Annotated in this window: 26 protein-coding genes; 15 read left to right on the top strand and 11 right to left on the bottom strand. The window is 37.8% G+C overall.

The features are described from left to right. Nucleotides 1-104: 104 nt before the first annotated feature. The 4 genes from CC204_RS03390 to CC204_RS03375 are packed head-to-tail and all read right to left on the bottom strand — an operon-like array spanning nucleotide 105 to nucleotide 3093. Nucleotides 105-761, bottom strand: a complete 657-nt coding sequence (locus CC204_RS03390; RefSeq protein WP_088268822.1) for an amino acid ABC transporter permease — start codon at nucleotides 759-761, stop codon at nucleotides 105-107. Between the two features lie 12 nt (nucleotides 762-773). Next, nucleotides 774-1472 (bottom strand): amino acid ABC transporter permease, encoded by a 699-nt coding sequence (locus tag CC204_RS03385; protein WP_088268821.1) that lies wholly within the window; start codon nucleotides 1470-1472, stop codon nucleotides 774-776. Nucleotides 1473-1519: 47 nt separating this feature from the next. Next, nucleotides 1520-2338, bottom strand: coding sequence for a transporter substrate-binding domain-containing protein (locus CC204_RS03380; RefSeq protein ID WP_088268820.1), 819 nt, complete (start codon nucleotides 2336-2338; stop codon nucleotides 1520-1522). A gap of 26 nt (nucleotides 2339-2364) precedes the next feature. Then, the gene (locus CC204_RS03375; RefSeq protein ID WP_088268819.1) at nucleotides 2365-3093 is read right to left on the bottom strand and encodes an amino acid ABC transporter ATP-binding protein; all 729 of its coding nucleotides are present in this window, start codon (nucleotides 3091-3093) and stop codon (nucleotides 2365-2367) included. 465 nt (nucleotides 3094-3558) lie between these two features. Between CC204_RS03375 and racE the strand changes: the two genes are divergently transcribed. From racE to CC204_RS03330, 9 genes are all read left to right on the top strand, one after another. Beyond that, nucleotides 3559-4344 carry a glutamate racemase gene (gene racE, locus CC204_RS03370; RefSeq protein ID WP_269467014.1) on the top strand — a complete coding sequence of 262 codons (786 nt, stop codon included), beginning with the start codon at nucleotides 3559-3561 and terminating at the stop codon, nucleotides 4342-4344. Between the two features lie 4 nt (nucleotides 4345-4348). Further along, nucleotides 4349-5695, top strand: coding sequence for a ribonuclease PH (gene rph / locus CC204_RS03365; RefSeq protein WP_088268817.1), 1347 nt, complete (start codon nucleotides 4349-4351; stop codon nucleotides 5693-5695). Nucleotides 5696-5705: 10 nt separating this feature from the next. Continuing rightward, nucleotides 5706-6221 carry a metallophosphoesterase gene (locus CC204_RS03360; protein WP_088268816.1) on the top strand — a complete coding sequence of 172 codons (516 nt, stop codon included), beginning with the start codon at nucleotides 5706-5708 and terminating at the stop codon, nucleotides 6219-6221. A gap of 185 nt (nucleotides 6222-6406) precedes the next feature. Next, nucleotides 6407-6904, top strand: coding sequence for a cyclic-di-AMP-binding protein CbpB (gene cbpB / locus CC204_RS03355; protein WP_088268815.1), 498 nt, complete (start codon nucleotides 6407-6409; stop codon nucleotides 6902-6904). A 75-nt stretch (nucleotides 6905-6979) separates the two neighbouring features. Beyond that, the gene (gene dapD, locus CC204_RS03350) at nucleotides 6980-7681 is read left to right on the top strand and encodes a 2,3,4,5-tetrahydropyridine-2,6-dicarboxylate N-acetyltransferase (RefSeq protein WP_088268814.1); all 702 of its coding nucleotides are present in this window, start codon (nucleotides 6980-6982) and stop codon (nucleotides 7679-7681) included. A gap of 177 nt (nucleotides 7682-7858) precedes the next feature. Next, nucleotides 7859-9013 (top strand): efflux RND transporter periplasmic adaptor subunit, encoded by a 1155-nt coding sequence (locus CC204_RS03345; protein WP_227011227.1) that lies wholly within the window; start codon nucleotides 7859-7861, stop codon nucleotides 9011-9013. Then, on the top strand, nucleotides 9006-9686 hold the full coding sequence (locus CC204_RS03340) for an ABC transporter ATP-binding protein (protein ID WP_088268813.1): 681 nt from the start codon (nucleotides 9006-9008) through the stop codon (nucleotides 9684-9686). Before CC204_RS03345 ends, CC204_RS03340 begins: the two co-directional genes overlap by 8 nt. After that, entirely contained in the window at nucleotides 9683-10888 is a 1206-nt protein-coding gene (locus CC204_RS03335; RefSeq protein ID WP_088268812.1) for an ABC transporter permease, read from the top strand. The genes CC204_RS03340 and CC204_RS03335 overlap by 4 nt, the downstream gene beginning before the upstream one ends. A gap of 150 nt (nucleotides 10889-11038) precedes the next feature. After that, a complete protein-coding gene (locus tag CC204_RS03330; RefSeq protein ID WP_088268811.1) occupies nucleotides 11039-12166 on the top strand; it encodes an N-acetyldiaminopimelate deacetylase in 1128 nt (375 codons plus the stop codon). Nucleotides 12167-12319: 153 nt separating this feature from the next. Here the strand turns inward: CC204_RS03330 and CC204_RS03325 are convergent, their stop codons facing one another. Next, entirely contained in the window at nucleotides 12320-13306 is a 987-nt protein-coding gene (locus tag CC204_RS03325) for a mechanosensitive ion channel family protein (RefSeq protein WP_088268810.1), read from the bottom strand. Nucleotides 13307-13419: 113 nt separating this feature from the next. On the opposite strand from CC204_RS03325, the gene CC204_RS03320 reads away from it, so the two are divergent. Beyond that, complete coding sequence (locus CC204_RS03320) at nucleotides 13420-14436, top strand: branched-chain amino acid aminotransferase (RefSeq protein ID WP_088268809.1); 1017 nt, start codon at nucleotides 13420-13422, stop codon at nucleotides 14434-14436. A gap of 376 nt (nucleotides 14437-14812) precedes the next feature. Then, nucleotides 14813-15637 (top strand): aldo/keto reductase, encoded by an 825-nt coding sequence (locus tag CC204_RS03315; RefSeq protein WP_088268808.1) that lies wholly within the window; start codon nucleotides 14813-14815, stop codon nucleotides 15635-15637. A 124-nt stretch (nucleotides 15638-15761) separates the two neighbouring features. Here the strand turns inward: CC204_RS03315 and CC204_RS03310 are convergent, their stop codons facing one another. Continuing rightward, nucleotides 15762-16481 carry a gamma-glutamyl-gamma-aminobutyrate hydrolase family protein gene (locus tag CC204_RS03310; RefSeq protein WP_088268807.1) on the bottom strand — a complete coding sequence of 240 codons (720 nt, stop codon included), beginning with the start codon at nucleotides 16479-16481 and terminating at the stop codon, nucleotides 15762-15764. A 225-nt stretch (nucleotides 16482-16706) separates the two neighbouring features. Beyond that, nucleotides 16707-17081, bottom strand: a complete 375-nt coding sequence (gloA, locus tag CC204_RS03305; RefSeq protein ID WP_088268806.1) for a lactoylglutathione lyase — start codon at nucleotides 17079-17081, stop codon at nucleotides 16707-16709. Nucleotides 17082-17245: 164 nt separating this feature from the next. Between gloA and CC204_RS03300 the strand changes: the two genes are divergently transcribed. Further along, nucleotides 17246-17695: an NUDIX hydrolase gene (locus CC204_RS03300; RefSeq protein ID WP_088268805.1), complete on the top strand. Its 450-nt coding sequence runs from the start codon at nucleotides 17246-17248 to the stop codon at nucleotides 17693-17695. An 88-nt stretch (nucleotides 17696-17783) separates the two neighbouring features. Here the strand turns inward: CC204_RS03300 and yidA are convergent, their stop codons facing one another. From yidA to CC204_RS03280, 4 genes are all read right to left on the bottom strand, one after another. Beyond that, on the bottom strand, nucleotides 17784-18590 hold the full coding sequence (yidA, locus tag CC204_RS03295; RefSeq protein WP_088268804.1) for a sugar-phosphatase: 807 nt from the start codon (nucleotides 18588-18590) through the stop codon (nucleotides 17784-17786). Between the two features lie 25 nt (nucleotides 18591-18615). Beyond that, nucleotides 18616-19986 carry an HD domain-containing protein gene (locus CC204_RS03290; RefSeq protein ID WP_088268803.1) on the bottom strand — a complete coding sequence of 457 codons (1371 nt, stop codon included), beginning with the start codon at nucleotides 19984-19986 and terminating at the stop codon, nucleotides 18616-18618. A 308-nt stretch (nucleotides 19987-20294) separates the two neighbouring features. Beyond that, nucleotides 20295-21143: a lipoate--protein ligase family protein gene (locus tag CC204_RS03285; RefSeq protein WP_227011226.1), complete on the bottom strand. Its 849-nt coding sequence runs from the start codon at nucleotides 21141-21143 to the stop codon at nucleotides 20295-20297. Further along, entirely contained in the window at nucleotides 21136-21495 is a 360-nt protein-coding gene (locus tag CC204_RS03280) for a hypothetical protein (RefSeq protein WP_088268802.1), read from the bottom strand. The genes CC204_RS03285 and CC204_RS03280 overlap by 8 nt, the downstream gene beginning before the upstream one ends. Before the next feature lie 193 nt (nucleotides 21496-21688). On the opposite strand from CC204_RS03280, the gene CC204_RS03275 reads away from it, so the two are divergent. From CC204_RS03275 to CC204_RS03265, 3 genes are all read left to right on the top strand, one after another. Then, complete coding sequence (locus CC204_RS03275; protein WP_088268801.1) at nucleotides 21689-22687, top strand: thiamine pyrophosphate-dependent dehydrogenase E1 component subunit alpha; 999 nt, start codon at nucleotides 21689-21691, stop codon at nucleotides 22685-22687. Then, nucleotides 22684-23673: an alpha-ketoacid dehydrogenase subunit beta gene (locus CC204_RS03270; protein ID WP_088268800.1), complete on the top strand. Its 990-nt coding sequence runs from the start codon at nucleotides 22684-22686 to the stop codon at nucleotides 23671-23673. Before CC204_RS03275 ends, CC204_RS03270 begins: the two co-directional genes overlap by 4 nt. A 109-nt stretch (nucleotides 23674-23782) precedes the next feature. Further along, a complete protein-coding gene (locus CC204_RS03265) occupies nucleotides 23783-24616 on the top strand; it encodes a sugar-binding transcriptional regulator (RefSeq protein ID WP_227011225.1) in 834 nt (277 codons plus the stop codon). Nucleotides 24617-24639: the final 23 nt, after the last annotated feature.

Raw genomic sequence — 24639 nt, 5'->3', positions numbered from 1 at the left:
AAAAGATGCTCAAAAAATTAGATTTTTTGTAATTTTGTAAAAATCGTATAGTTCGATTTTGCACCAATCAATTGAACTCAAGTGACTTTTTGCTTGGTTCTTTTTTAGACCCAGTTTCGAGACAACCATCTTGAAAACTGAGAAATAGAAAAATTGATAACAAAATACATCAAGGCAACGAGAGCGTATATCATAAAGACTTGCTCTGTCTGAGCGTATCGTCCCATTAAGATATAGGACTTTCCAAACAACTCTTGTAATGCAATAACTGAATACAAGAAACTCGTGTCCTTGATCACTGTAACAAACTGTGACACGATCGCTGGCAGGACATTTCTGATTGCTTGCGGTAAGACGATGTACAAGATGATCTGAAAATTATTGAAGCCTTGTGAGCGTGCGGCTTCTTTTTGTCCTTTATCAACACCATTTAAACCACCGCGAATAATTTCAGCTAAAGCAGCTGTAGTGAATACGGTAAAACTGACGATTCCAGCTGGTGTCGATCGGATCTTAAAGATCAAAAAAATTACATAAATCCATAGTAAATTAGGAATGTTGCGGACGATTTCGATGTAAAGACTAGCTAAAAATTTTAAAGGTCCTTTTTTCTGATTTCGAAGTACAGCTAAAATAGTTCCAAAAATCGTACTTAAAACGATCGAAATAAAAGAAATATAAAGAGTGAGCTTCAATCCATCGAATAAAAAGCGCAAATTATTCCCCGTCAAAAGTTGACTCATTTGTTCTGAAAAAGACATTTATGCACTCTCCTATCTGGTATAAGCTTTCTTATTATTTTCTTCTAATCTTCGTGCTAGTTTAGCTAACGGGAAGCACAGAATGAAATATAAAAACCCTGCTAAAGCAAAAGCTGGAATATAATTCAAGTTGATGGAAGACCAACTATTTGCTGTGAACATGACATCTGCTCCCGAAATGATAGCAACCGTCGATGTATTTTTAATCAAGTTGACCACTTGATTGGTTAATGGTGGTAACATGATTCGCCAAGCCTGAGGTAAAATAACATAACGCATCGTTTCGCCGTAGGAAAATCCTTGAGAATAAGCCGCTTCGAATTGTCCTTTTGGAACAGCACCGATCCCAGAGCGAACAACTTCAGAAATATAAGCACCATGATATAGACCAACACATAGAATGGCAATAAATGTTGTTGGAAAGGTCAATGCGGGGCTGATCAAAGGAAATCCATAATAAACGACGATAAATTGAATCAAGAGTGGTGTATTTTGAAAAAACTCAACATAAATTCTGCTGATTATTTTCGGCAGTTTATTATGCATCGAAGATAAACTGCCGAAAATAATGCCAAGAATCATTGCAACAATTAGAGAGCCGACAGCCAGAAGAATTGTATAAAGAAAGGCGTCGCCAAACAGTTTCCAGTCCTTAAGCAAAGCTTCCCAACGGAAAAGAGCAAAAGGGCTGGCATTTAATATAATCAACATCTAATTCCCTCCCAAGTCCAGAAAAACTAAATAAAATCGACTGGGATTTAGTTTAGATTCCATGTTTTGTAGATTTTATCTAATGTTCCATCTTTTTCCCATTTTTCGATTGATTCATTCAAGAAATCATTTAATTCGGTATTGGATTTTTTAGTCGCAATTCCATATTCTTGTGGTGAGAAACCATCCTTGAGAATTTCAGTATTATCATCTACATAACCAGTTAAAATCGATTTATCGACAGAAAAAGCATCGATACGTTTTGATGTTAATGCAGTTTTTAATTCTGGATAAGAGCCTAGCTCTTGGTATTTAAATGTGACACCCAATTCTTTTGCTTGCTTCTCGATCGCATCTTTTGTTGTTGAAGACTGAACAACGCCGATTGTTTTTCCATCAAGACTCTTGGTATCTGTAAATTTATCAGCTTTTCTTACAAGGAAGCCTACTTCATCTTTATAGTAAGGAGTAGTGAAGTTGTATGTTTCTTTTCGCTCATCGGTGATCGTAAAGGTTGCGATGACCATATCTAACTCACCATTATCTAAAAGAGGACCACGCGTTTTAGCCGTTACACCAACAAATTCCACATTATCTTCGCTGCCAGTCAATTCTTTTGCAAGCAAACGGGCAATATCAGGTTCCATTCCTTCGTTTTTATTCGTATCAGGATTCATATAACCAAAATTAGGCACATCTTCTTTTACACCGACTTTGATAACACCCGCATCTTTTATTTTCTGAAGATCTGTCGTTTTACCTGATGAATCAGCTGATTTTGTATCATCTCCGCCGCTACAACCTACAACCAAACCAAGTAATAAAGCAAGGGAAAGAGCGCCTACAATTTTTTTCATCTTTTTCATATTTTATTTCCTCCTATTTTTGATTATTAGTTATGAATGATTTTACTTAAAAATTCTTTTGCACGTTCGTTTTGTGTATTTGTAAAGAAATGTTCAGGAGTCCCAGTCTCAATAATTTGACCATCATCCATAAAAATCACTTTATCTGCCACTTGACGGGCAAATCCCATTTCATGAGTAACACAGATCATCGTAATATTTTGTTTAGACAAATCGATCATTACATCCAATACTTCTTGGATCATTTCAGGGTCAAGCGCTGAGGTTGGTTCATCAAAAAGAATGATCTCAGGATGCATATTCAATGCCCTAGCAATGGCGACCCGTTGTTGTTGTCCACCTGAAAGTTGTGAAGGGTATGCATTTGCTTTGTCAGCAAGTCCGACTCTTTCTAAATATTCCATACCAGTTTTGGTTGCCTCTTCTTTGCTGACACCTTTTACTTTGATAGGGGCAAGGGTCAAGTTCTGAATAATTGTTTTATGAGCGTAGAGATTGAAATTTTGAAAGACCATCGCTACTTTTTGGCGAACTTTCTGCACAGGCGCTTTTGGTTCCGTTATATCGATCCCATCAACCAAAATATGTCCATCACTAACTTTTTCTAAACGGTTGATGCATCGGATCAAGGTACTTTTTCCCGAACCTGAAGGTCCGATGATCACGATTTTTTCCCCTTCGTTGACATTCAAAGAAACATCCTTCAAGACATGATGTTCTCCAAAATACTTATTTACATGCTCCAACGAAATCATAGCAAGTCTCCTTTATGTATAGATTTATCACATGAATATCAAAAGATTATGAGCGAATAGAATAAAAGAATGGTGCTAGAAAAAAAGAAAGGTGATTGCTTTCAATGAAAAGAAGCAAAATAGAATTTTGTAAAAAAACGTTTTATCGTCTTTCGTTGACAGATTCATCGTTTTTTTACTCCAAAAGAATATTCTTTTTCTAAACACATTTATCTTTTTAATCTAATCTAATAATCATAATTCTATTCGTTTGTTAATGTTAGAAATTATAACATATGAAAAAAGAGATTGCTAGTTTTTTTTGTTGATGGATAACAAACAATAAAAAAACATCAAGAAGAATGGTATAATAAAGGAGCTTTGATAATTAAACTTGAAATAAAACAATAAAAAGTAGAAAATAAAAGTGTTGAAATATATTGTAAAGGTTTGATCGATTTGAATAATCATGGAGCGATAGGTTTTATGGATTCTGGAGTCGGAGGACTTACGGTTGTTAAGGAAGCGTTAAAGCAGCTTCCGAATGAGCAGTTGATTTATATAGGAGATACAGCACGCTGCCCATATGGACCTAGACCGGCTGAACAAGTTATCCAGTTTTCTTGGGAAATGACTAATTTTCTATTAGATAAAAATATAAAAATGCTAGTAATAGCTTGTAATACTGCAACTGCAGTAGCATTAGAGTCCATCAAGACACAGTTGGATATTCCCGTAGTTGGTGTGATTCTCCCAGGCACTAGAGCAGCTTTGAAAGCAACAAAAAATAATCGGATCGGAGTCATAGGGACGGCTGGTACGATCCAAAGTGGAGCTTACGAACAGGCGTTAAAAGGAAAAGCCCCAAAAACATTTGTCAGCAGTTTAGCTTGTCCGAAATTTGTTCCGATCGTCGAAAGTAACGAAACACATTCTTCAGTTGCCAAAAAGGTAGTATCTGAAACATTGAATCCATTATTACTTAAAAAGTTGGATACACTGATTTTGGGATGTACGCATTACCCATTATTGCGTCCATTGATCCAAAATGTCATGGGCAATCAAGTAAAGCTGATCGATTCAGGTGCTGAGACAGTGGGAGAAGTTAGTATGCTTTTGGATTATTTTGATCTTGCCAATACTCCCTTTTCAGAAAAAGCCCCTCATGAATTTTATACGACAGGTTCTGCAAAAATGTTCAAAGAAATTGCAGACGAATGGTTAGGTTTAGACGATCTTGCTGTAAAACAGATTCGATTAGGAGGAAAGTAAAAGAATGAATAGACACGATGGTAGACAAGCAAAAGAACTGAGAAAAATCATTATTGAGACAAATGTCTATAAGCATCCAGAAGGTTCCGTAGTGATTTCATTTGGTGACACAAAAGTTATCTGCTCAGCAACAGTGGAAGAAAAGGTTCCACCATTTTTAAGAGATCAGGGAACAGGCTGGGTCACTGCTGAATACAGTATGTTGCCGCGTGCAACCAATACACGAAATATTCGCAAAAGCGCTAAAGGAAAATTGACAGGTAGAACAATGGAAATCCAACGGTTGATTGGTCGATCTTTACGAGCAGTTGTTGATCTGGCTAAACTTGGTGAACGGAGCATCATCGTTGATTGTGATGTGATCCAAGCAGATGGGGGGACACGTACAGCAAGTATTACAGGAGCCTTCGTAGCAATGAAGTTAGCGGTAGATAAATTGATGAAAAATGGAGAGCTAAAAGAAGATCCGATCAAAGAATATTTGGCAGCTGTCAGCGCAGGGATATTGAAAGATGGCTATTGCGTCTTGGATTTAGATTATGAAGAAGACTCAGCGGCTGCGGTCGACATGAATTTAGTGATGACAGAATCTGGAAATTTTGTGGAGCTTCAAGGAACAGGAGAAGAGTCGACATTTTCAGGTGATGAATTGAATGCACTGCTCTTTTATGGGAAAACTGGAATAGAAGAGCTGATTGCATATCAAAAAGAAGCCCTTTTAGCACCTGACCTAAAAAATCATTCTGTAGAAAAAAACACGATCGTTATCGCAACTAGAAATCCTGGCAAAGCGAAAGAATTCACGAAAATCTTTGCTGAAAAAGGCTATCAAGTAAAAACATTATTGGATTATCCAGAGCTTCCTGATGTGGAAGAGACAGGAAAGACATTTGAAGAAAATGCCCGTTTGAAGGCTGAAACGATTGCTGAAATTTTACAGCAGCCGGTCTTGGCTGATGATTCTGGGTTGATCGTCGATGCTTTAGGCGGACGACCAGGGATTTTTTCCGCAAGATATGCAGGCGAACCAACGAATAATGCTGCGAACAATGCTAAATTGCTTCATGAACTGACTGGGGTACCATCGGAAAAAAGAACAGCAACGTTTCATTGCACGCTTGTTTTTGCAGCACCAAATAAGAAAAGTCTAGTCGTTGAAGGGGATTGGTCTGGTATCGTCGGCACGATTCCAAGAGGAGAACATGGCTTTGGTTATGATCCATTATTCTTCGTACCAGAAGAACAAAAAACTGCCGCAGAATTGTCTGATGAACGCAAAAATGAGATCAGCCATAGAGCTAAGGCAGTCTCAAAATTAAAAGATCAATGGGAAGATTGGCTGAAAAAGTAGGAGGAAATCAATGAAATATTTAGTAGTGAGTGACAATCATGGAGACCGTGATGTTTTAGTGGATTTGGCTGAAACCTATCGTGGCAAAGTCGATCGAATGTTCCATTGTGGTGATTCAGAACTTGAACCAACCGATTCATTATGGCATGATTTTAAGGTTGTGAAAGGTAATTGCGACTATGATCCGGCATTTCCTGAGAAAATTGTTGAAAAAACTGAAATGGATACAATTTTTATGACACATGGACATTTGGCAAATGTTCGTTATGATTTAACGACACTTGCTTTACAAGCGTCAAAAGTCTCTGCCAATATTGCATTATTTGGTCATACACATGAAATCGGTTGTGAAGTAAGGGCGAATATTTTGTATCTGAATCCCGGGAGTATCAGTCTACCAAGAGGCCCCATTCAATTAAAATCATACGCCATCATTGAAAGTACAACCGATCATTACCATGTTCAATATTTTGGACGGGATCATCAACCGTTTAAAGAGCTGTCGTTCAGCTTTAGTAAAAATTAATCATTTAACAGCAGGGTGTTGAACAATCAATTTGTTTTCACCTTGCTTTTTTCAAAAGTGAAGAAAGTGTGTTCAAAGCTTAATTTTTTTTAAGAGTTATGAAAAAAGTTTGAATTTCAAGACATTTGCATCCGTTTTCGGTAAAATAGAGTTTGTGGCAAAGAAAATGAAATGGAGGCACTCCAATGATTGGATCTGCTGTAAAAGAATTATTATTAGAAAAAGAAGATACATTTTTAATACCTGCGGAAAACGTTGCAAATGTGATGTGTTTGAATCCGCTAAGTCATGCATTATTGGTTTTATCACAAGTCAAATATTCAAAAATCCCCGTTTTGGATAAAGGGGACCGTTTTGTCGGATTGATCAGCTTATCGGATGTTGTAGATAAAATGTTTGATATCTCTTCGGTTGATTTTGATAAATTGAAAGAGTTTACTGTTGCAGATGTGATGGAAGTCAATGTCCCTGTGATCGGTGAAAATTGGGAATTAGAGGATATCTTACATTTATTAGTAGATGCAGCATTTTTACCTGTTGTTGATGATAATCAATGTTTTAAGGGAATCATTACGCGCAAAGAGCTACTTAAAGCAATCAATCATATGGCTCACGAACTAGAGCGGAAAAATATCATTTTACCAAAATCTGAAGAGGATCATAGAGAAATAAAAGTTGTTTGATTTTTTTCGTTTTTCTGTTAAGCTAAAAATCTGTAAAATGATTATTTTACTGTAAAGTTTGAAGGGAGTTATTTTATGGACGCATACGAAATTATCAATTATATTGGCAACGCCAAAAAGAAAACGCCGGTCAAGGTGACATTGAAAGGAAAGCTAAAAGAAGTTACTTTTCCAGAAACGATCCAAGCTTTTACGAACTGCAAAACAGGAACGTTATTTGGAGAATGGGAAGATATTAAAGCTTTTCTAAATGAAAATGACGCATCGATCGAGGATTATGTTGTTGAAAATGATGCTCGGAATTCAGCAATTCCAATGCTTGATCTCAAAGAAATCAATGCTCGCATCGAACCTGGAGCGATCATTCGTGATCAAGTAGAGATCGGGGATCAAGCGGTCATTATGATGGGTGCTATTATTAATATTGGTGCTGTGATCGGTGAATCATCTATGATCGATATGGGTGCAATTTTAGGCGGAAGAGCAACCGTCGGAAAGAATTGTCATATTGGTGCTGGCACTGTATTGGCTGGTGTTGTTGAACCACCAAGTGCTCAACCTGTCGTAATTGAAGACAATGTCTTGATCGGGGCAAATGCCGTTGTTTTGGAAGGCGTTAGGGTATGTGAAGGAGCAGTGGTTGCTGCTGGTGCAATTGTGGTCGATGACGTTGCGCCATACACAGTTGTTGCTGGAGTTCCTGCTATAAAGATCAAAGATATCGATGCTAAAACCAAGAGTAAAACAACGATGTTGGATGAATTAAGAAAGCTTTGATCATTCACACTAAATAATGACGATATATGAAATAAAGAATAGGAGGGTCGCTTAGGCTGTCTCATCTATTCTTTTTTTGAGCTTTCAAATATGTAAGAAAACTGTTCGTTTATTCGCTTTTTGATCCTTTGACAAACATCTATAATCAAATTTAGATAGATTGTAGGAGGAATTATGATGATAAAGAACAAAAAAGTAAAATGGGTGATCGGCGGCGTTATTCTTAGTTTAGGGATCGGAGGATATTTTTTCTTATCTTCTTCAAATAAAGCTAGTGAACCAAGTTATAGTGCGTTTAAGTTGGAGCCGTTAGATCCTCTTGTGCTGAAAGGAGAAATCAACGCCACTCAAAGCGAAGATATTTTTTATGATCAAGCTTTAGGAACGATCGCGTCGATTCCAGTGAAAAATGAACAGGAAGTCAAAGCTGGAGAAGTAGTGCTGAACTATCAAAATAGTGATGCTCAGACTCGCGCCGATCAACAACAGCGAACAGTAAATAAAAGTAGTTTGACAGCTCAACAAGCTGCACAAAACTTATCAAATGCACAAACGAAATATAATGAGGTACAAGCAGCATTAAACCAAAGTAAAGCAGAAGTAGATCGTGAAACCGATCCGGAAATTAAAGAAACACTAAAAAGTAAAGTAGAGCAGCAACAAACTGAATTGACTGCTGCAAATAGTGAAGTGATTCAAGCACAGCAAGCCTTAGAATTAGCGAATACTGATGTGAATGATGAAGCAGCAGCACTGGAAACGGAACAAGGAAAAATCGTGACGACAGTCCAAGCTACCCAAGATGGAATTGCGATCGTGAATGAAGCTGGGAAAAAGTCATTAGATATTCCTTTGGTACGTGTTTTAAGCAAATCAAAGCAAATCAAAGGAACTGTAACAGAATATGATCTTTCAAAATTAAAAACGGGTCAGGAAGTTAGCGTTACTTCTATCGGTTCAAACCAAGAAGTTTCAGGGAAAGTTGGAACGATCAATCAATTACCTAAAACAAGCGCTGGAGGAGAAAGTGAGATTCCGACCTATGAGTTTACTGTAGAAGGTGATTTTCCTTGGCCTTATGGTTCATCTGCCCAAGTTTCTTTGCAGCAGCCTCAATTGATCTTACCTCAAAGTGCAATTGTGACCGAAGGCAAGCAAACCTTTGTTTATATCTATAAGAATGGCCGAGCTAAAAAAACTGAAGTGAAACTTTCTGACAGCAATAACGCAAAAGTTGTAGAATCCGGTGTTTCAAAAGGAATGACGATCATTGATAATCCTGATGAATCATTAAAAAACGATGCAGAAGTGCAGGTGGTCGAAAATGATTAAACTGGAACATATAAACAAGTATTACTCACTGGAAGAAGAACGACTTCATGTGCTAAAAGATATCAACTTTGAAATCAATGAAAAGGAATTTGTGGCAGTCATGGGGCCATCTGGTTCTGGTAAATCAACATTGATCAATTTGATCGGTTTTATTGATAAGAAGTTTGAAGGAAAATATCTTTTTGAAGGAAAAGAAATCACTGATTTTTCAGATAAAGATCTCTCTGCGATTCGAAACCGTTCTGTCGGCTTTGTTTTCCAGAATTTTAGCTTGATTGAAAATAATACAGTTTTTGAAAACATTGAATTACCGTTGCTCTATAATGGATCAGCTTATGAGAATACAAAAGAGAGAGTTCAGGAGGTTCTTGAAAAGGTAGGCTTGCCGGATAAAGGCAATAAATACCCCAAACAGCTTTCCGGTGGTCAGCAGCAGCGTGTCGCGATTGCTAGAGCAATTGTCAATTCCCCTAAATTTATTATTGCAGATGAACCAACAGGCGCATTAGATTCAAAGACTTCAGAAGACATCATGCAGTTATTTCAGGAATTAAATCGTAAAGAAGGCGCAACGATCATTTTAGTTACGCATAATCCAGAAATGGTTTCTTACTGTGATCGCTTGATCCGTGTAAAAGACGGTATGATCTTGGAAGAGGAGCTGATCAAATGAAAAGTTATGTTCTTTGGAAGACAGCATTGAAGTCTATTTTAAAAAATAAAAAACGTAGCTTTCTGACGATGTTCGGTATAATCATCGGTATTGCTTCAGTAATTACGATCGTGTCGATCGGTAATGGATTCAAACGAGATATGATCGATAAAATGTCTATGACTAATACTAACGAAAACGTCAATAATTTAACGTTTAATTATTATGATGTTGCTAATGCATTTACTGAAAATGAAGTTTTCAAAAAAAGTGATTTAGATTTAATAAAAAATGTAAAAGGCGTTAAGAAAGTAGATTTTTACGAGCCAAAGCAAAAATTGACTGAACGTCAAGTGGAAATTCATATCAGAGAAAAGAAGCTGACAAAAACGGTTGAACGTGTAGAACAAACAACTCTTCAATTATTGAAAGGCCGTCAACTTGAACCTAAAGACAGCGAGACATTGAATAAGGTCGTTGTGATCGATGAGATCTTAGCGCAAAAATTATATGGTGATCCTGAACAAGCGATCGGCAAAGGATTTGAAGTCGGCAATGAATTATTCACGATCGTCGGCGTGATTGCTAACAAAAATGGCACGTTATCAATGGCAAATCAAGCACCTTTAGCTTATTTTCCGATAAATAGTTATGATCATTACTTTAAGAAAAAGGAAAGTCAATCAATTTTAAATTTAGAAGTGGAAAATGTTCACGATAAGGAACGGATCACAGCGGAAGTGTTGAAGCAGTTGAATTTTAATGGTAGCTTGCGCAATGTTGGTGAATATGAACAATACAATCCTAAATCAGATATTGCTGAAATGGGCAAAATTTTAGATAATCTAACGTTGTTTATCTCAGCAGTTGCTGGAATTTCTTTGTTTATTGCAGGTGTGGGTGTGATGAATATGATGTACATTTCTGTTTCTGAACGTACAAAAGAAATCGGTATACGACGTGCACTGGGAGCAACAGAAAAAGATATTCGCAAACAATTTCTGGCAGAAGGACTGACCTTGACTTTATTAGGCGGTTTGATCGGGTATCTTCTTGGTATGCTTTTAGGGCTATTGACCTCTTTGTTTTTACCATTTGCGGTTCGTCCGGATTTATTCACAATTTCCTTAGCTGTAGGAATTTCTGCACTGATCGGGATTGCATTTAGTTACATGCCTGCATCAGCAGCTTCTAAAAAAGATCTAATCGATATCATGAAATAGTTTTTACCGAAGTAAGATGAAACAGAAATTTTGTTTGGTCTTACTTTTTTATTTTCTCAAAAAATCAGTGTTCGTGTAAAAGATCGATTGACAGATCCTTTTTTTTGTTGAACAATAAGTCTTATGAAATAGAAAAGAGGCAGATAGATTGTGATTAATGATCGTTTGATAGAGATTCGCAGACAATTGCACCAAATACCTGAAATCGGCTTGGAAGAAGTCGAAACACAAAAAAAATTATTGACGCTGATTCATCAAATCGAGAAAGACTATATAGAAGTAAAAGTTTGGGAGACAGGTATCTTAGTTTTTATCCATGGGAAAACCCCTAAGAAAACAATCGGTTGGCGGACAGATATCGATGGTTTACCCATTACTGAAGAAGTAGTTTCTGATTTTAAATCGATGCGTGAGGGATTCATGCATGCCTGTGGGCACGATTTTCATATGACGATTGCTTTAGGTCTATTAGAACAGTTAGCAAATGACCAGCCGGAAAATAATTATTTATTCCTTTTTCAACCCGCTGAAGAAAATGAAGCTGGCGGAATGCTGATGTATGACGGAGGTGCCTTTGGTGATTGGCTCCCGGATGAATTTTACGGACTACATGTCAATCCTGATTTACCGGTAGGAACGATCACAACAAAAGTCGGTACTTTGTTTGCAGCTACTTGTGAAGTACAAGTTACATTGATCGGCAAAGGCGGACATGCAGCATTTCCTCAAGATTCCAACGATATGATCGTTGCTGGTATGAGTTTTGTACAGCAGGCTCAAACAATCGTCAGTCGCAATGTCGATCCAGTAGAAGGAGCTGTTGTGACTTTTGGGACATTCAATGCAGGAAGTGCTACAAACGTGATTGCTGGAAAAGCAACGATTTCTGGAACGATTCGGACGCTTACAGATGAAATGAATCAATTGACTCAAAAAAGAATCCGGGAAATTGGAGAGGGCATCGCAAAATCATTTAATTGCGAGGTAGATGTTTTTTTAGATCAAAAAGGCTATGTTCCTGTCATCAATGATCAAGTGACAACTGAGCGGTTCATGCGTTTTATGGACCAAGAAGCAGATGTTTCGTTTCATGAAGCAGGAGTAGCAATGACAGGGGAAGATTTTGGGTATTTATTATCAAAGGTTCCAGGAACCATGTTTTGGTTAGGTGTAGATAGTGCTTATGGACTACATTCAGCTAAATTCGATCCGAAAGAAGAAGCGATTCCTTTCGCAGTCAAGCATATTTCTGCATTTTTAAAATCATTAGATAAATAAAAGAGGGACTAGGATATAACTCTATGAGTTACGGACTAGTCCCTTTAAAACGAATAAACGGTGGAAGCAGAAGTAATTCCTTCTTATTTCTCGGAGTTGAACACTTCTGTCCCAGCCTCCTTTAAAAAAGAATAAACAGTAAGACGAAAATATCTATTTTAAAGTAATCGGTGTATTTGGTATGGAGAAATTTGCTTCGGATAATTTCTTGACATACTGAGCTAAAAATTCTTCTCTGATCACTGCCTGTTTTCCATTTAACACATACATGGTCGTCCGAACGGCAAAGTTTCCATTGCCCAGATCAACCATTCCAAAAATCGTTGGTCCTGATTGAATACTTTCTGAATATTTTTCTTTGAGCTTATCATTTACCTGCTCGATGATTGCCACGATTTGGTCGTATCCTTCATCAGGAATGATCCGCACATCGATCAAAACCTGCATATTAGAGCGTGAGAGGTTACTGATAGTTGTAATATTACGATTAGGAATAAAGTGAACAGTTCCATCCAAAGCTTTCATTTGAATGGTTCTAAGACCAACGGAAGTCACGGTCCCTTCGATACCCAGCGCGGTCAAGCGGACATAATCACCAACATCCATCTGTTGTTCCAGAATAATGAAAAAGCCGGTGATGATATCATTCATAAATCCTTGTGCGCCCAAACCAATTGCTACACCTGCGATCCCAGCTCCAGCAAGTAAGGAGCCTACAGGGACCCCCACAGTTGTCAATAAAGAATAGATAAAAAAGAAAAATAATGTATATTGAAACGCATTGATGATCAATGTATGCAATGTTTTTAGACGACTTTCGCTAAAAGATTGCTTTTTACTATAATTATTATACGCTCGATCGATCAATAGTTTTCCGATACGGTTCAAAACGATAAAAAGTAAAATCAATAAAAATAAATAAATCGTTTTTTCGATTACAACGGCTAAAATATGATCCCAATTGATATCATTCCAAAAACGTTGCAGCGCATTGACTTTTCGTTCAGTGGCTACTTTTATATCAAGAGTAGAATCTACCGTGCTGTCCAATGTACTGCTGGAAATAGATTGTCCCAAACTAAGCAATAATAACCCAACTTTCTTTGACTGTTTTGATGGAAGAGTGCATTCATCTTCCATTTGTACTCTTTATATTATACTTGAAAATGAAAAAAGATGTCATTATTTCTGTAAAAAGGTTAACAAAGTGATTGGTAATATGTTACAATATTCTGAAAATAAGGAGTGATTGTATGACAGTAGATTGGGATAATTTAGGCTTCGATTATATAAAAACACCTTTTCGCTATATTTCCATGTGGAAAGAGGGGCAGTGGGATGAAGGAAAGTTGACTGAAGATAATGTTCTTCACTTACACGAAGGATCTGCTGCTCTTCATTATGGTCAGCAATGTTTTGAAGGGCTTAAAGCTTATCGGTGCAAAGATGGTTCTATCAATTTGTTCAGAGTAGATGAGAATTCTAAACGGATGAATCGAAGTGCCAAAAGATTATTGATGGCAGAGGTCCCAGAAGAGAAATTTATTCAAGCAGTTGAAGAGGTGGTAAAGGCAAATGAAGCATTTGTTCCGCCTTATGGAAGTGGCGGAACTTTATATATTCGTCCGTTATTGATCGGTGTAGGCCAGGGAATCGGAGTTCACCCAGCACCTGAATATTTATTCACGGTGTTTTGTATGCCGGTTGGAGCCTATTTTAAAGGCGGTTTAGTACCAACAAATTTTGTAGTGTCTGAGTATGATCGTGCAGCTCCACATGGAACAGGAGCAATCAAAGTCGGCGGGAATTATGCTGCAAGTTTACTTCCAGGAGAAGAGGCAAAAGAGCGAAGCTTCTCAGATTGTATCTATCTTGATCCAGCAACGCATACGAAAATCGAAGAAGTAGGGTCAGCTAATTTCTTTGGAATCACAAAAGACGATCGCTTCGTCACACCATTGTCTCCATCTATTTTACCGAGTATCACAAAGTATTCGCTTTTGTATCTTGCGGAACATCATTTAGGGTTGGAAGCGGTGGAAGAAGATGTTTATCTTGATTCGCTGGATCAATATAAAGAAGCTGGAGCTTGTGGAACTGCTGCTGTCATTTCACCAATCGGCGGGATCCAAGTCGGAGATGACTTTCATGTGTTTTATAGTGAAAATGAAGTTGGTCCTGTTACTCAAAAATTATATGACGAGTTAACTGGGATTCAATTTGGTGATATTCCGGCACCGTCGGGCTGGATCAGAAATATCAACATATAGAAATGTAGAATAAAATCCTGAGAAACCGCTTGTTTAGAGTGTTTTTCGGGATTTTTTGATGTATTTTTAAAAGAACTAGTCCAGATATAGAAAGTAAAAAATGAAAGGTTCCCATAGGCATCGATTTAGCAAATAATAGTTATAATCAGATTGAAAAAAATGAAGCATCCAAACCAGAATGATTGAAGTGTATCTGGTAAAGAATCATCATAGATATAAACAGGTTCAAAGCTCTTTCTAAACGTATTTCACTTTTAGATCAAGGAGTGATTTGAGCAAAAGAGTTCCTCTTACATGTTGAGTTGTTTTTCATCTGAGTACTTTAGGAGTATAATAAAGTAAGAAAAAATTTTATAAAGAAAGGAATGACCGATGTATGTCTTTTGAAACAACAAAAGAATTGGCCAATGGTTCTATCATTCCCCGTTTGGGCTTAGGTGTCTGGAAAGTAGAGGATGGAAAAGAAGCTGTAAATTCTGTGAAATGGGCGCTAGAAACAGGTTATCGTTTGATCGACACTGCTGCAGCCTATAAAAATGAAGAAGGTGTAGGTGAAGGAATTCGTCAGTCTGGAGTTCCTAGAGAAGAAATTTTTGTTACAACTAAATTATGGAACGCAGATCAAGGATATGAATCTGCTCTTAAAGCCTTTGATGAGAGCTTAGAGAAACTAGGGCTAGACTATGTTGACTTATATTTGATCCACTGGCCTGTCGAAGGGAAGTACAAAGACTCTTGGCGGGCAATGGAAGAAATTTATCATAGTGGACGAGCAAAAGCGATCGGCGTCTCTAATTTCCACGAACATCACCTTGAGGATCTTCTTAAAGATGCAACGGTGAAACCTGTTGTCGATCAAGTTGAAATTCACCCAACATTAACGCAAGAGCCTTTACGCCGGTTCTTAGCTGAGCATGATATTGCTGCAGAAGCATGGTCGCCTTTAGGTCAAGGTAAAATTCTTGAGAATCCAGTTTTAGTCGAAATTGGGAAAAAACACAATAAAACTGCTGCACAAGTTATCATTCGTTGGCATTTACAAAATGATATCATCGTTATTCCAAAATCAGTGCATGAGGATCGAATCAAACAAAATTTTGATGTTTTTGATTTTGAATTAAGCAAGGATGAAATGGAACAAATCGATCAGTTGAATACAAATGAGCGAATTGGACCAGATCCAGACAATTTTGATTTTTAACTTGCAACGAAAATTAACAATAAGATAAAAGAACACGGAGCAAAACGTAATATACGTTTTGCTCCGTGCTTTATATCCGAAAAATAATACCTTTGGATGTAAACTATCTTGTCCCTATTCAAGTCTACAGATTATTGACAAAATAGTTGAACAAATTAAACTCGCTTGTTTCAGCTTCAAATCGTAGCTCAGGATGCCACTGAACACCTAAGATACGTTGTACAGGATCAAGAGATTCAATGCCTTCTATCAGTCCGTCAGTAGAAGTAGCACTGACCTTCAATGTATCAGCTAATGTGTGGATCGCTTGATGATGGTAAGAATTGACCCGAGCTTTTGCTCCGAAAAGTTGATAGAGAGCGCTATCTTTTTCTATGTTTACATCATGCGTCGCGAACTGTGGTTGTGTTGGTTGTTGAACATGCTTGACTTTCCAATCTGGATATAATGAGAGATCTTGGTACAACGTTCCGCCTAAAGCGACATTGAGTAATTGCATGCCGCGACAAACGGCAAAGATTGGTTTTTGTTGTTTGAGTGCTTCATCGATCAATGCAAGTTCAAAAAGATCACGGTTTCGGTTAGTTTCTTCAAGCTTTGGGTGAGGTTCTTCACCAAACAGGTCAGGAGAGATGTCTTGTCCGCCAGCTAATAATAATTTGTCGATTTTTTCAATATATACTTTTGCTGATTCCTTTGATCCAATCGGTAATACTAGCGGTAATCCGTTTGCTTGCTGCACAGCAGTCACAAACCCTTGCGGAGTATACGTTACATGATTTCCATGAAATACATCAACGTGTTGAATAATTTGGTTAGCGGCAATGCCTATTATTTGTTGCATATAAACACATCCTTTATTATCGTGTAGCAATAGTTTATCATTCTTTCTCAAAAAAAGAATAGAAACGGTTTTAGGTACAATTAAAAAAGTGTCCAAGACAAAACTAAAGAACAGTTTCGTTTCAGACACTCACTCTTAATAAACAGTTGCCAAAAGTCTGGTTCTTCGTGAATTTTGCAGCAACTGATCGAACCTAAGTGACTGTTATTTCATCTTTTTTATTGATTAACGAGCTCGAATGACTTCGATTTTATACCCATCTGGATCAGTAATAAAATAATACGATGGAGGAGTGCCAGGCAAGCCTTTCATGTCAGTCACATTAAAACCAGCATCTTTTTGTTCTTCATGTAATTTTTCAATTTCATCTGTGCTAATAGCGATATGACCATAGCCATCGCCTAAATCATATGCTTCGTGATCGTAATTATACGTTAATTCAAGTTCATATCCATCACCAGGAAGGGTTAGGTAGACTAATGTAAATTTATTTTCTGGAAAATCACGACGGCGACTTTCTTCAAAATTGAAAGCTTTTTGGTAAAATTCTAGAGATGCTTCTAAATCTTTGACACGTACACAAGTATGGGCCATTTTCATATGAGGGATCATCCTTTCAAATATAAAACTATCGTAGAAAAATCTACTGACATTCTTATAGTAGCACAAACATTACTCGATTTGTGATTGAAAAGATTAGATAATACTTGTTCATTAGAAAATTCTCATGTAAAATTGACTTAAACGAAAAGGGAGTTGTTTGTATGAAAACACCGTCGTTCGGTGAAAAATCGGAAAAATTGGTTTATAAAAAAAGGTTGGGTGCTTATATTATTGTTTCCAGAAATAATAATAGTGAGATTGTTTTAATCCAAGCACCAAATGGGGCCTATTTTTTACCAGGCGGAGAAATTGAACAAGGGGAAACCAAAGAAGAGGCGATAGATCGTGAGATGATTGAAGAGTTGGGGATTGAAGTTGTTATCGGTTCATACTTGGGACAAGCTGATGAATATTTCCATTCAAGACATCGCAGTACAGATTACTACAATCCTGGCTATTTTTTTGTTGCAGATGCTTGGAAACAAATTTGTGATCCTTTAGAAAAAACAAATGGGATTCAGTGGATCGGTGTAGAAGAGGGAATCGCTCAACTGAAACGCGGTAGTCATAAATGGGCAGTAAAAAAATGGCAAGAAAATTTGTCAAAATAATCGACTGGTTTAAAAGTCTTCAAGCATTTATTCGTTTTTAAAAGAGCAGGCACATAACTCTACGAGTTACGGCCTGCTCTTTTATTTCTTATAAATATTTCAATAATACTTCAGCAACACCATCTTCATCGTTACTGCTGGTGTGAACATCTGCTGCTTGTTTGACATTTTCAGTTGCATTACCCATCGCTACACCGATTCCGGCATATTCGATCATAGATAAATCATTTTCATTATCGCCAATCGCCATGACCTCGGATTGTTTGATTCCTAAATGATCGGCTAATTTCGCTAATGCATTTCCTTTACTAGCTTCCTTGTTTAAAATCTCATAATAAAAGTCAGTACTTTTGACCGTTGTATATTTATTGGAAAATTCTTCTGGCAGCTGACTGATTGCTTTATCTAGAATCTCCGGTTCATCGATCATCATCATTTTAATGATCGACAAATCAGGAGTCATTTCCTCAACTGTACGATATTTTAAAGGCATATCAACTAAATATGCTTCGTGAACAGTATATTTTCCGATATCACGATTTGCAGTATAAATCGCTTTATCATCGATCGTATGCAGATGAGTACCAACTTTTCGAGACATTAATTCGATTTCTAAAAAGTCATCATGACTTAAGGAATACTCAGAAATAATTTTATTTGTTTTGGTTGCTTGAACTAAGGAACCATTATAAGTAATAACATAATCATTATCACCATATAAATCTAATTCAGTTAACTGATCCTTTACACCAGGCAAGGGACGACCAGTACAAAGAACAATGTAAATGCCTTTTTTATTGGCTTTTTGAAGCGTTTCTTTCACTTTGGGTGTAATCTTTCTGTTTGAATCAAGTAATGTTCCATCAATATCTATTGCTACTAATTTGACTGACATAGCTTCCTCCTGTATCTATCTTTTTTTACTGTTTGCCTTCAACTAATGCGCCGTTATGAATGTAGGCCGCAAATTCACGATACGTATCATCGAATAAATCAAAATGTTGCTGTCTTTTTGGATCGATCATTTCTTTAGGAAAGAAAAAGCGTTCATCGATTTGGGTTTGGCCAGCTAAAGCAGCAACCAAATGACTCACTTTTGATAACTCGACTAAAGTACCATCTTTTTGCATAATCTCAATTTGAGTGCGATGGCTATGTTTTTCCGGACGATAAAAATCATAAGGTAGATCATAGCTTGAGTTGATCGCTGTATAATATTTGGGATTATAACCGACTTTTTCGATCAATGCCTTTAAGTGCCTGATTGTAACAGAATCACGGTTTCCCGAAAAAGTTGCTGATTTGAGTGGTTTACGAATCAAAAATCGATTCGCTAAATCTGTCAGAATAGGATCCGGCAATGATGTCCACTGAGTAAAGTAAGTGTTTAAAACTCCATCGTCTAATTTTAAATAATCCTGCAATGAGTAATTTCCTTTAAAGAAAGGAACCAGTAACTGTGAGTGTAGCTGGTAATCATCTGGTGCTTCTTCATATAGTTCTTTTGCTCGATTGAGTAAGTGATCTAAAATTACTTCCATACCACGGGAAACAGGGTGGAAGTATACTTGCACATACATTTGATAACGACTGACGATATAGTCTTCAACGGCATGCATACCATTCATTGCAAAGGCTAAACCATTTTTATACGGACGAATCACGCGTAAAATTCTAGTTAAGTCAAATGTACCATATTCTGTTCCTGTAAAATAGGCGTCACGAAGAAGATAATCCATACGATCAGCGTCGATTTGGCTTGAAATCATTTGAACGACCTGAGGATTAGGATAAGTCTTCTTGATGACACTAGCAACCTTATCTGGAAAATCAGCTGAAACGCGATTCAATATTTGGAAAACCTCTGTTTCAGGTGAAGTAATGATTTCTACGGTAATTGCTTCGTGATCTGTTTTAAAAATATGTTCAAAAGTATGAGAGTAGGGACCGTGGCCGACATCATGCAACAGAGCAGCACAAAGTGCCACTAAGCGTTCATTATCATCCCAACCTTCATCGCCTAAACGTTCTGCTGAGTAATTTCTCTGGAAAATGTCACAGATTCTGCGTGTGATCTCATAGACGCCCAATGAATGAGCAAAACGACTATGTTCTGCACCGTGAAACGTAAAGGATGAAGTACCAAGTTGCTTGATTCGACGTAGACGTTGGACTTCTGCAGAATTGATCAGATCTAGGATCACCTGATGTTGAACATGGATATAGTTATGAACAGGGTCACGAAAAACTTTTTCGATTGGTAAAATTTGATATTTATAAGGGGTTGGCATCTGTTCACTCCTTTAGTGAGGATGGGACAGAAGTATCGATCTTCGAGAACCGAATCCGTCAATACTTAGTAATATTGATACTTAGAGATTGATGTGATCGGAACAAAGTGAAGTTTGTGCTGTACGACACTGTTTATCTGCAATGTTTTTTTGACGAGAAAGCATCGACTCGTTTCTCATTGTGTTTTACAGCAATTTCAGCTTATTTTCGAAGGAACTACTTCTGCTTCCATCGTTTATTGAGTATTAGAGTGCAAAACAAAACTTATTTTCAGCTTTATTACACTCTCAAATTATTTTTGAACAAATCAACGTAAGAGTTGATTGCGCTGTTTCATTTTCTCGAGTTGCTTGTCTGTTTCAGTAATGAACCACTCTGTTTGAAACAAAGCGGAAAGAGCTTGGTCATTTACTGTAATCTTGTTTTTCGAGATTAGTGTACCAAGCAGTTGCCTTTTGACATCACTAACAGAGAGTTTGGTCTGAAGTAAGTCTTCCAAATTTGCCATGACGTCTGGATTGACTGGCGGATAACCATTTTTGCCGAAGTCTGTACCTAGGCTTGCTTTGTAAAAATCACGAACACTTTCGCTGCGTTTTTGTTGATCCCCATTTACACTTAAATAAATCATGACAGAAATACCATTTTTGACGCGGCGTTGCGCAATTCCCGCAAATTTTTTTCCATCAATACTTAAATCAAAGGTGCCTGGACAATAAGATTCTGTTACTTCAAAAGCGTTGATTTTGTGAGAAGTATTCTCAAATGTATGTTTTATCCATTCCCACATCAGGGTGTAGCCTTGATCGATGCTCAGCTTTTTATCGGAGGTATTGGGTAAAATCAGCGAAACATTTAAGACTCCTTTATCAGCAATAACGCCTAGGCCGCCAGCATTGCGAACAATAGAATTATATCCGGCCTTTCTTAAAGAGGTTAGACCTGCAGAAAGATCTGTGACACGAGTATCCTTCATCCCGAGAATCATCGCTTGATCTAACTGCCAAAAGTGGATGATCGGTTGCTGATTGATTCCTGCAAAGGTTGTTAAAACATCAGTTAATGCAAAGGGCAAAAAGTAATCTTTTTCGGTTAAGCACTGTTGATCATATAGATAGACAGAATCGAAATGAGGGAACCATTCTAAATCATTCATCTGCATCATCATCCTGCTTCACTCGAGAGACATAATCCTTGACTTCCTTATTCATTTGGTTGTATTCATTTGTAAACCGCATCGGCTTGCTGATAATACGCATTGGCATCGTTGCGAGAAATTTGCTGAAATCTTGTCGGGCTTCTTCTGTTAAGCGACCGGGCTTTGAGACTAAGCGTTCGTATAAATAATGATAAAATTGATTCATTGCATCGATGTCGATACTCATCTGGTTGTGGCATTCATCACACTCGATGCTGGAAATGATTTCATTCATATACTGAATATCATGTAGTGTTTCTTTTTGGCAATGCATACAAAAGAGCATTGCTTTTTCATCGTGAAATAACATCTTTATACACCTCCATTATCTATTATATACGATTTAAGCGAAAAATCATGCCTCATTGTGGATAAATAATAACTAAAGTTGAAAAATCTTAAAGAAATCAAAAAAAGATGGAGAAAATCTTGCTATTGAAGCAGAAAAACTATAGTATATTTACATATGATTTGAAGAGGAACAATTGTAAAGGAGCGAGTACATGAATTCGAAGATAGATCTTGCGGAAGCAAATAAGCAACTCGATAATATTTCTGGCTTAAAAAAAATGTGGGAAATTCGCATATTTGAAGAAATGATCCAGCAGCTTTTTGATGAAGGAGAGCTTTATGGAACGATGCATCTGTGTATTGGCCAGGAAGCAACAGCTGTCGGTGGAGCGGGCATGCTTGATCAAAATGATTGGATTGTATCTACACATAGAAATCATGGACACTGTATTGCAAAAGGAACAGATGTCCGTGCAATGTTCGCTGAAATGTTAGGGAAAAAAACTGGTACCAACGAAGGGAAAGGCGGCAGCATGCATATCGCTGATCTGGATGTTGGTAACTTAGGTTCAAATGGAATCGTTGGAGCTGGTTTCCCGATTGCGGCAGGAGCGGCTCTTAGTGCGCAAATGCAAGGGTCGAATCAAGTAGTGCTATGTTATGCTGGCGATGGCGCAACGAATGAAGGCAGTTTTCACGAAGCGCTGAATCTAGCATCTATTTGGCAATTGCCAGTAATCTATTTTATTGAAAATAATCAATATGGGATGAGTAGTTCAATTGAACAGATGGTCAATATCGATCAACTTTCTGAACGTGGGAAAAGCTATGGCATCGAAGGTATTACAATCGATGGGAACGATCTGGACGAGGTTGCTCAAACTGTGGGGAAAGCAGTTGAAAAGGCAAGAAATGGCGGTGGTCCCACACTTATCGAAGCCTTAACTTATAGACATAAAGGTCATTCAAAATCGGATAAGCTGATGTATCGCTCAGAGGCAGAATGTCGCCAGTGGCAAAAATATAATGACCCAATCGTCCGTCTGGAAACAAAACTGATTCAGCAAAATCAACTGACTCCAGAGGATATTCGTTTATTAGAAGAGTCGATCAGAAACGAATTTGCTGAATTGATCGCTTCAGTGAAACAAGATGAAGAACCCACAAGTGCTGATCTTTGGACACATGTTTACGCGGAGGAAAATAAATGAGGACAATCACTTACTTACAAGCAATCAATGAAGCACTAGATGAAGCATTAGCTCAAGATGAGCGTGTGTTTCTTTTAGGTGAAGATATTGGTATTTATGGTGGTGGATTTGGTGCAACCCAAGGCCTGCAGGAAAAATATGGTACACAACGGGTTCGAGATACGCCTATCTCTGAAAGTGCGATTGCTGGAGCAGCTGTAGGTGCGGCCATGACAGGTATGCGGCCGATAATGGAGTTGCAGTTTTCAGACTTCATCACTGTAGCTATGGATCAATTAGTCAACCAAGCGGCAAAAATCCACTATATGTATGGTGGAAAGGCAAGTGTTCCATTAGTCATGCGGACTGCGGCAGGATCAGGAACAGGAGCAGGTGCCCAGCATTCTCAAAGCTTAGAAAATTGGATGGCGCATATTCCAGGCTTAAAAGTTGTGCAGCCATCAAACGCATATGATGCAAAAGGATTACTACATGCCGCAATCAAAGATAATAATCCAGTGATGTTTTATGAACATAAATTGCTATATCGAACAAGTGGTGAGGTTCCGGAAAATACGTATGATTTACCTCTTGGTGAAGCTGATATCAAACTTGCCGGGACAGATGTTACGATCATAGCCACTGGGATTATGGTTGATAAAGCATTACAGGCAGCAGCAATTGTCAAAGAAAAAGAAATCTCCGTTGAAGTTGTCGACCCGAGAACTTTGGTTCCTTTAGACACGCAAACATTGCTCCAGTCCGCTGCGAAAACAAAACGAGTGATCGTGGCTACTGAGGCTGTTAAAAATAGTGGGTTCAGTGCAGAATTGACTGCTGTTATTGCTGAGTCTGATTTAGCAACTAAGCTTGCTGCACCAATCATTCGTTTAGGTGGAGAATTTGTTCCGATGCCGGCACAAAAATCACTTGAAACGAAAGCAACGCCTCAAGTCGAATCGCTAGTTCGAGCGATCGAACAAGCAATGGCACACACTGAGGGTTAGATATGAAGATTAGTGAAAATCGAAGAAAAATGCTGAAAATCGTAACAATGTATTACGAGCAAGGTCTGACACAAGCAGTTATTGCCAAAAAGATGGCATTTCACGTCCGGTGGTTTCTAAAATTTTACAACAGGCGAAAGATAATGGAATCGTATCTATTTCTATTAAAGATGAATCAGCTTATGTGGTAGAATTAGGTTTGCGTCTGGAAAAAAAGTTTGATTTACGAGATGTTCTTGTTATTCCTACAAATGAACAAAAGCAACCTGAAGCGATTAAAAGAGAAATCAGCAGTTCGGCCTCAATGTATCTTAAAGAACATTTGTCGCCTGATATGTCTGTGGGACTATCGTGGGGAACGACATTAGCAGATATGATCGATGAAATGCCATATTGTTCATTTCCAACAATCAATGTTTGTCCTTTGGTCGGAGGTGTTTCAAGTGAGCATTTGTATTTTGATACGAACCATTTGGTTTTTCGTTTAGCCGAAAAATTGAATAGTCGGTGTCAGTACTTTTATGCGCCTGCACTTGCAGAAAGCATTGAACTGGCTGAGGTCCTAAATCAGACCAAGCTAGTCAAAACTGCTATGGATCAGGCAAAACATGTAGATTTAGCAATTATTGGCGTTGGGAACCCAAATGAGAGTTCTACTTGGAAAAGGTTAGGATATATCGATGTCGAGGAAGCACAGATGATCAAACGCACCGAAGTTAAAGGAGATGCAGTAGCGTCACTATTTGACAAAAATGGGCAAACAGTCAACAATGAAATCAGCAAACGAATGCTTGGGGTCAAAGTAGAGGATCTTGCGCATATGCCAGATGTCATGATAATTGCCTATGGCGAGGAAAAAGCAGAAAGTATTTTGCCATTGCTGGTTGGTAAATGCTGTACAATATTAGTGATCGATCAGACAATTGCAGAAGCGTTGGTTTGATCAGTGAACTTAATGTTATATTA

The sequence above is a fragment of the Enterococcus wangshanyuanii genome (genome assembly GCF_002197645.1).
Lineage (GTDB): Bacteria > Bacillota > Bacilli > Lactobacillales > Enterococcaceae > Enterococcus_L > Enterococcus_L wangshanyuanii.
Note: the sequence above shows the minus strand (reverse complement) of the source record. Positions and strands in the feature narration are given on the sequence as shown.

Bases quoted from the DNA above. Each gene is read 5' to 3' on its own strand.
- CC204_RS03390 (WP_088268822.1), bottom strand. From the start codon at position 761: ATGTCTTTTTCAGAACAAATGAGTCAACTTTTGACGGGGAATAATTTG.
- CC204_RS03385 (WP_088268821.1), bottom strand. From the start codon at position 1,472: ATGTTGATTATATTAAATGCCAGCCCTTTTGCTCTTTTCCGTTGGGAA.
- CC204_RS03380 (WP_088268820.1), bottom strand. From the start codon at position 2,338: ATGAAAAAGATGAAAAAAATTGTAGGCGCTCTTTCCCTTGCTTTATTA.
- CC204_RS03375 (WP_088268819.1), bottom strand. From the start codon at position 3,093: ATGATTTCGTTGGAGCATGTAAATAAGTATTTTGGAGAACATCATGTC.
- racE (WP_269467014.1), top strand. From the start codon at position 3,559: ATGGATTCTGGAGTCGGAGGACTTACGGTTGTTAAGGAAGCGTTAAAG.
- rph (WP_088268817.1), top strand. From the start codon at position 4,349: ATGAATAGACACGATGGTAGACAAGCAAAAGAACTGAGAAAAATCATT.
- CC204_RS03360 (WP_088268816.1), top strand. From the start codon at position 5,706: ATGAAATATTTAGTAGTGAGTGACAATCATGGAGACCGTGATGTTTTA.
- cbpB (WP_088268815.1), top strand. From the start codon at position 6,407: ATGATTGGATCTGCTGTAAAAGAATTATTATTAGAAAAAGAAGATACA.
- dapD (WP_088268814.1), top strand. From the start codon at position 6,980: ATGGACGCATACGAAATTATCAATTATATTGGCAACGCCAAAAAGAAA.
- CC204_RS03345 (WP_227011227.1), top strand. From the start codon at position 7,859: ATGATAAAGAACAAAAAAGTAAAATGGGTGATCGGCGGCGTTATTCTT.
- CC204_RS03340 (WP_088268813.1), top strand. From the start codon at position 9,006: ATGATTAAACTGGAACATATAAACAAGTATTACTCACTGGAAGAAGAA.
- CC204_RS03335 (WP_088268812.1), top strand. From the start codon at position 9,683: ATGAAAAGTTATGTTCTTTGGAAGACAGCATTGAAGTCTATTTTAAAA.
- CC204_RS03325 (WP_088268810.1), bottom strand. From the start codon at position 13,306: ATGGAAGATGAATGCACTCTTCCATCAAAACAGTCAAAGAAAGTTGGG.
- CC204_RS03320 (WP_088268809.1), top strand. From the start codon at position 13,420: ATGACAGTAGATTGGGATAATTTAGGCTTCGATTATATAAAAACACCT.
- CC204_RS03315 (WP_088268808.1), top strand. From the start codon at position 14,813: ATGTCTTTTGAAACAACAAAAGAATTGGCCAATGGTTCTATCATTCCC.
- CC204_RS03310 (WP_088268807.1), bottom strand. From the start codon at position 16,481: ATGCAACAAATAATAGGCATTGCCGCTAACCAAATTATTCAACACGTT.
- gloA (WP_088268806.1), bottom strand. From the start codon at position 17,081: ATGAAAATGGCCCATACTTGTGTACGTGTCAAAGATTTAGAAGCATCT.
- CC204_RS03300 (WP_088268805.1), top strand. From the start codon at position 17,246: ATGAAAACACCGTCGTTCGGTGAAAAATCGGAAAAATTGGTTTATAAA.
- yidA (WP_088268804.1), bottom strand. From the start codon at position 18,590: ATGTCAGTCAAATTAGTAGCAATAGATATTGATGGAACATTACTTGAT.
- CC204_RS03290 (WP_088268803.1), bottom strand. From the start codon at position 19,986: ATGCCAACCCCTTATAAATATCAAATTTTACCAATCGAAAAAGTTTTT.
- CC204_RS03285 (WP_227011226.1), bottom strand. From the start codon at position 21,143: ATGAATGATTTAGAATGGTTCCCTCATTTCGATTCTGTCTATCTATAT.
- CC204_RS03280 (WP_088268802.1), bottom strand. From the start codon at position 21,495: ATGTTATTTCACGATGAAAAAGCAATGCTCTTTTGTATGCATTGCCAA.
- CC204_RS03275 (WP_088268801.1), top strand. From the start codon at position 21,689: ATGAATTCGAAGATAGATCTTGCGGAAGCAAATAAGCAACTCGATAAT.
- CC204_RS03270 (WP_088268800.1), top strand. From the start codon at position 22,684: ATGAGGACAATCACTTACTTACAAGCAATCAATGAAGCACTAGATGAA.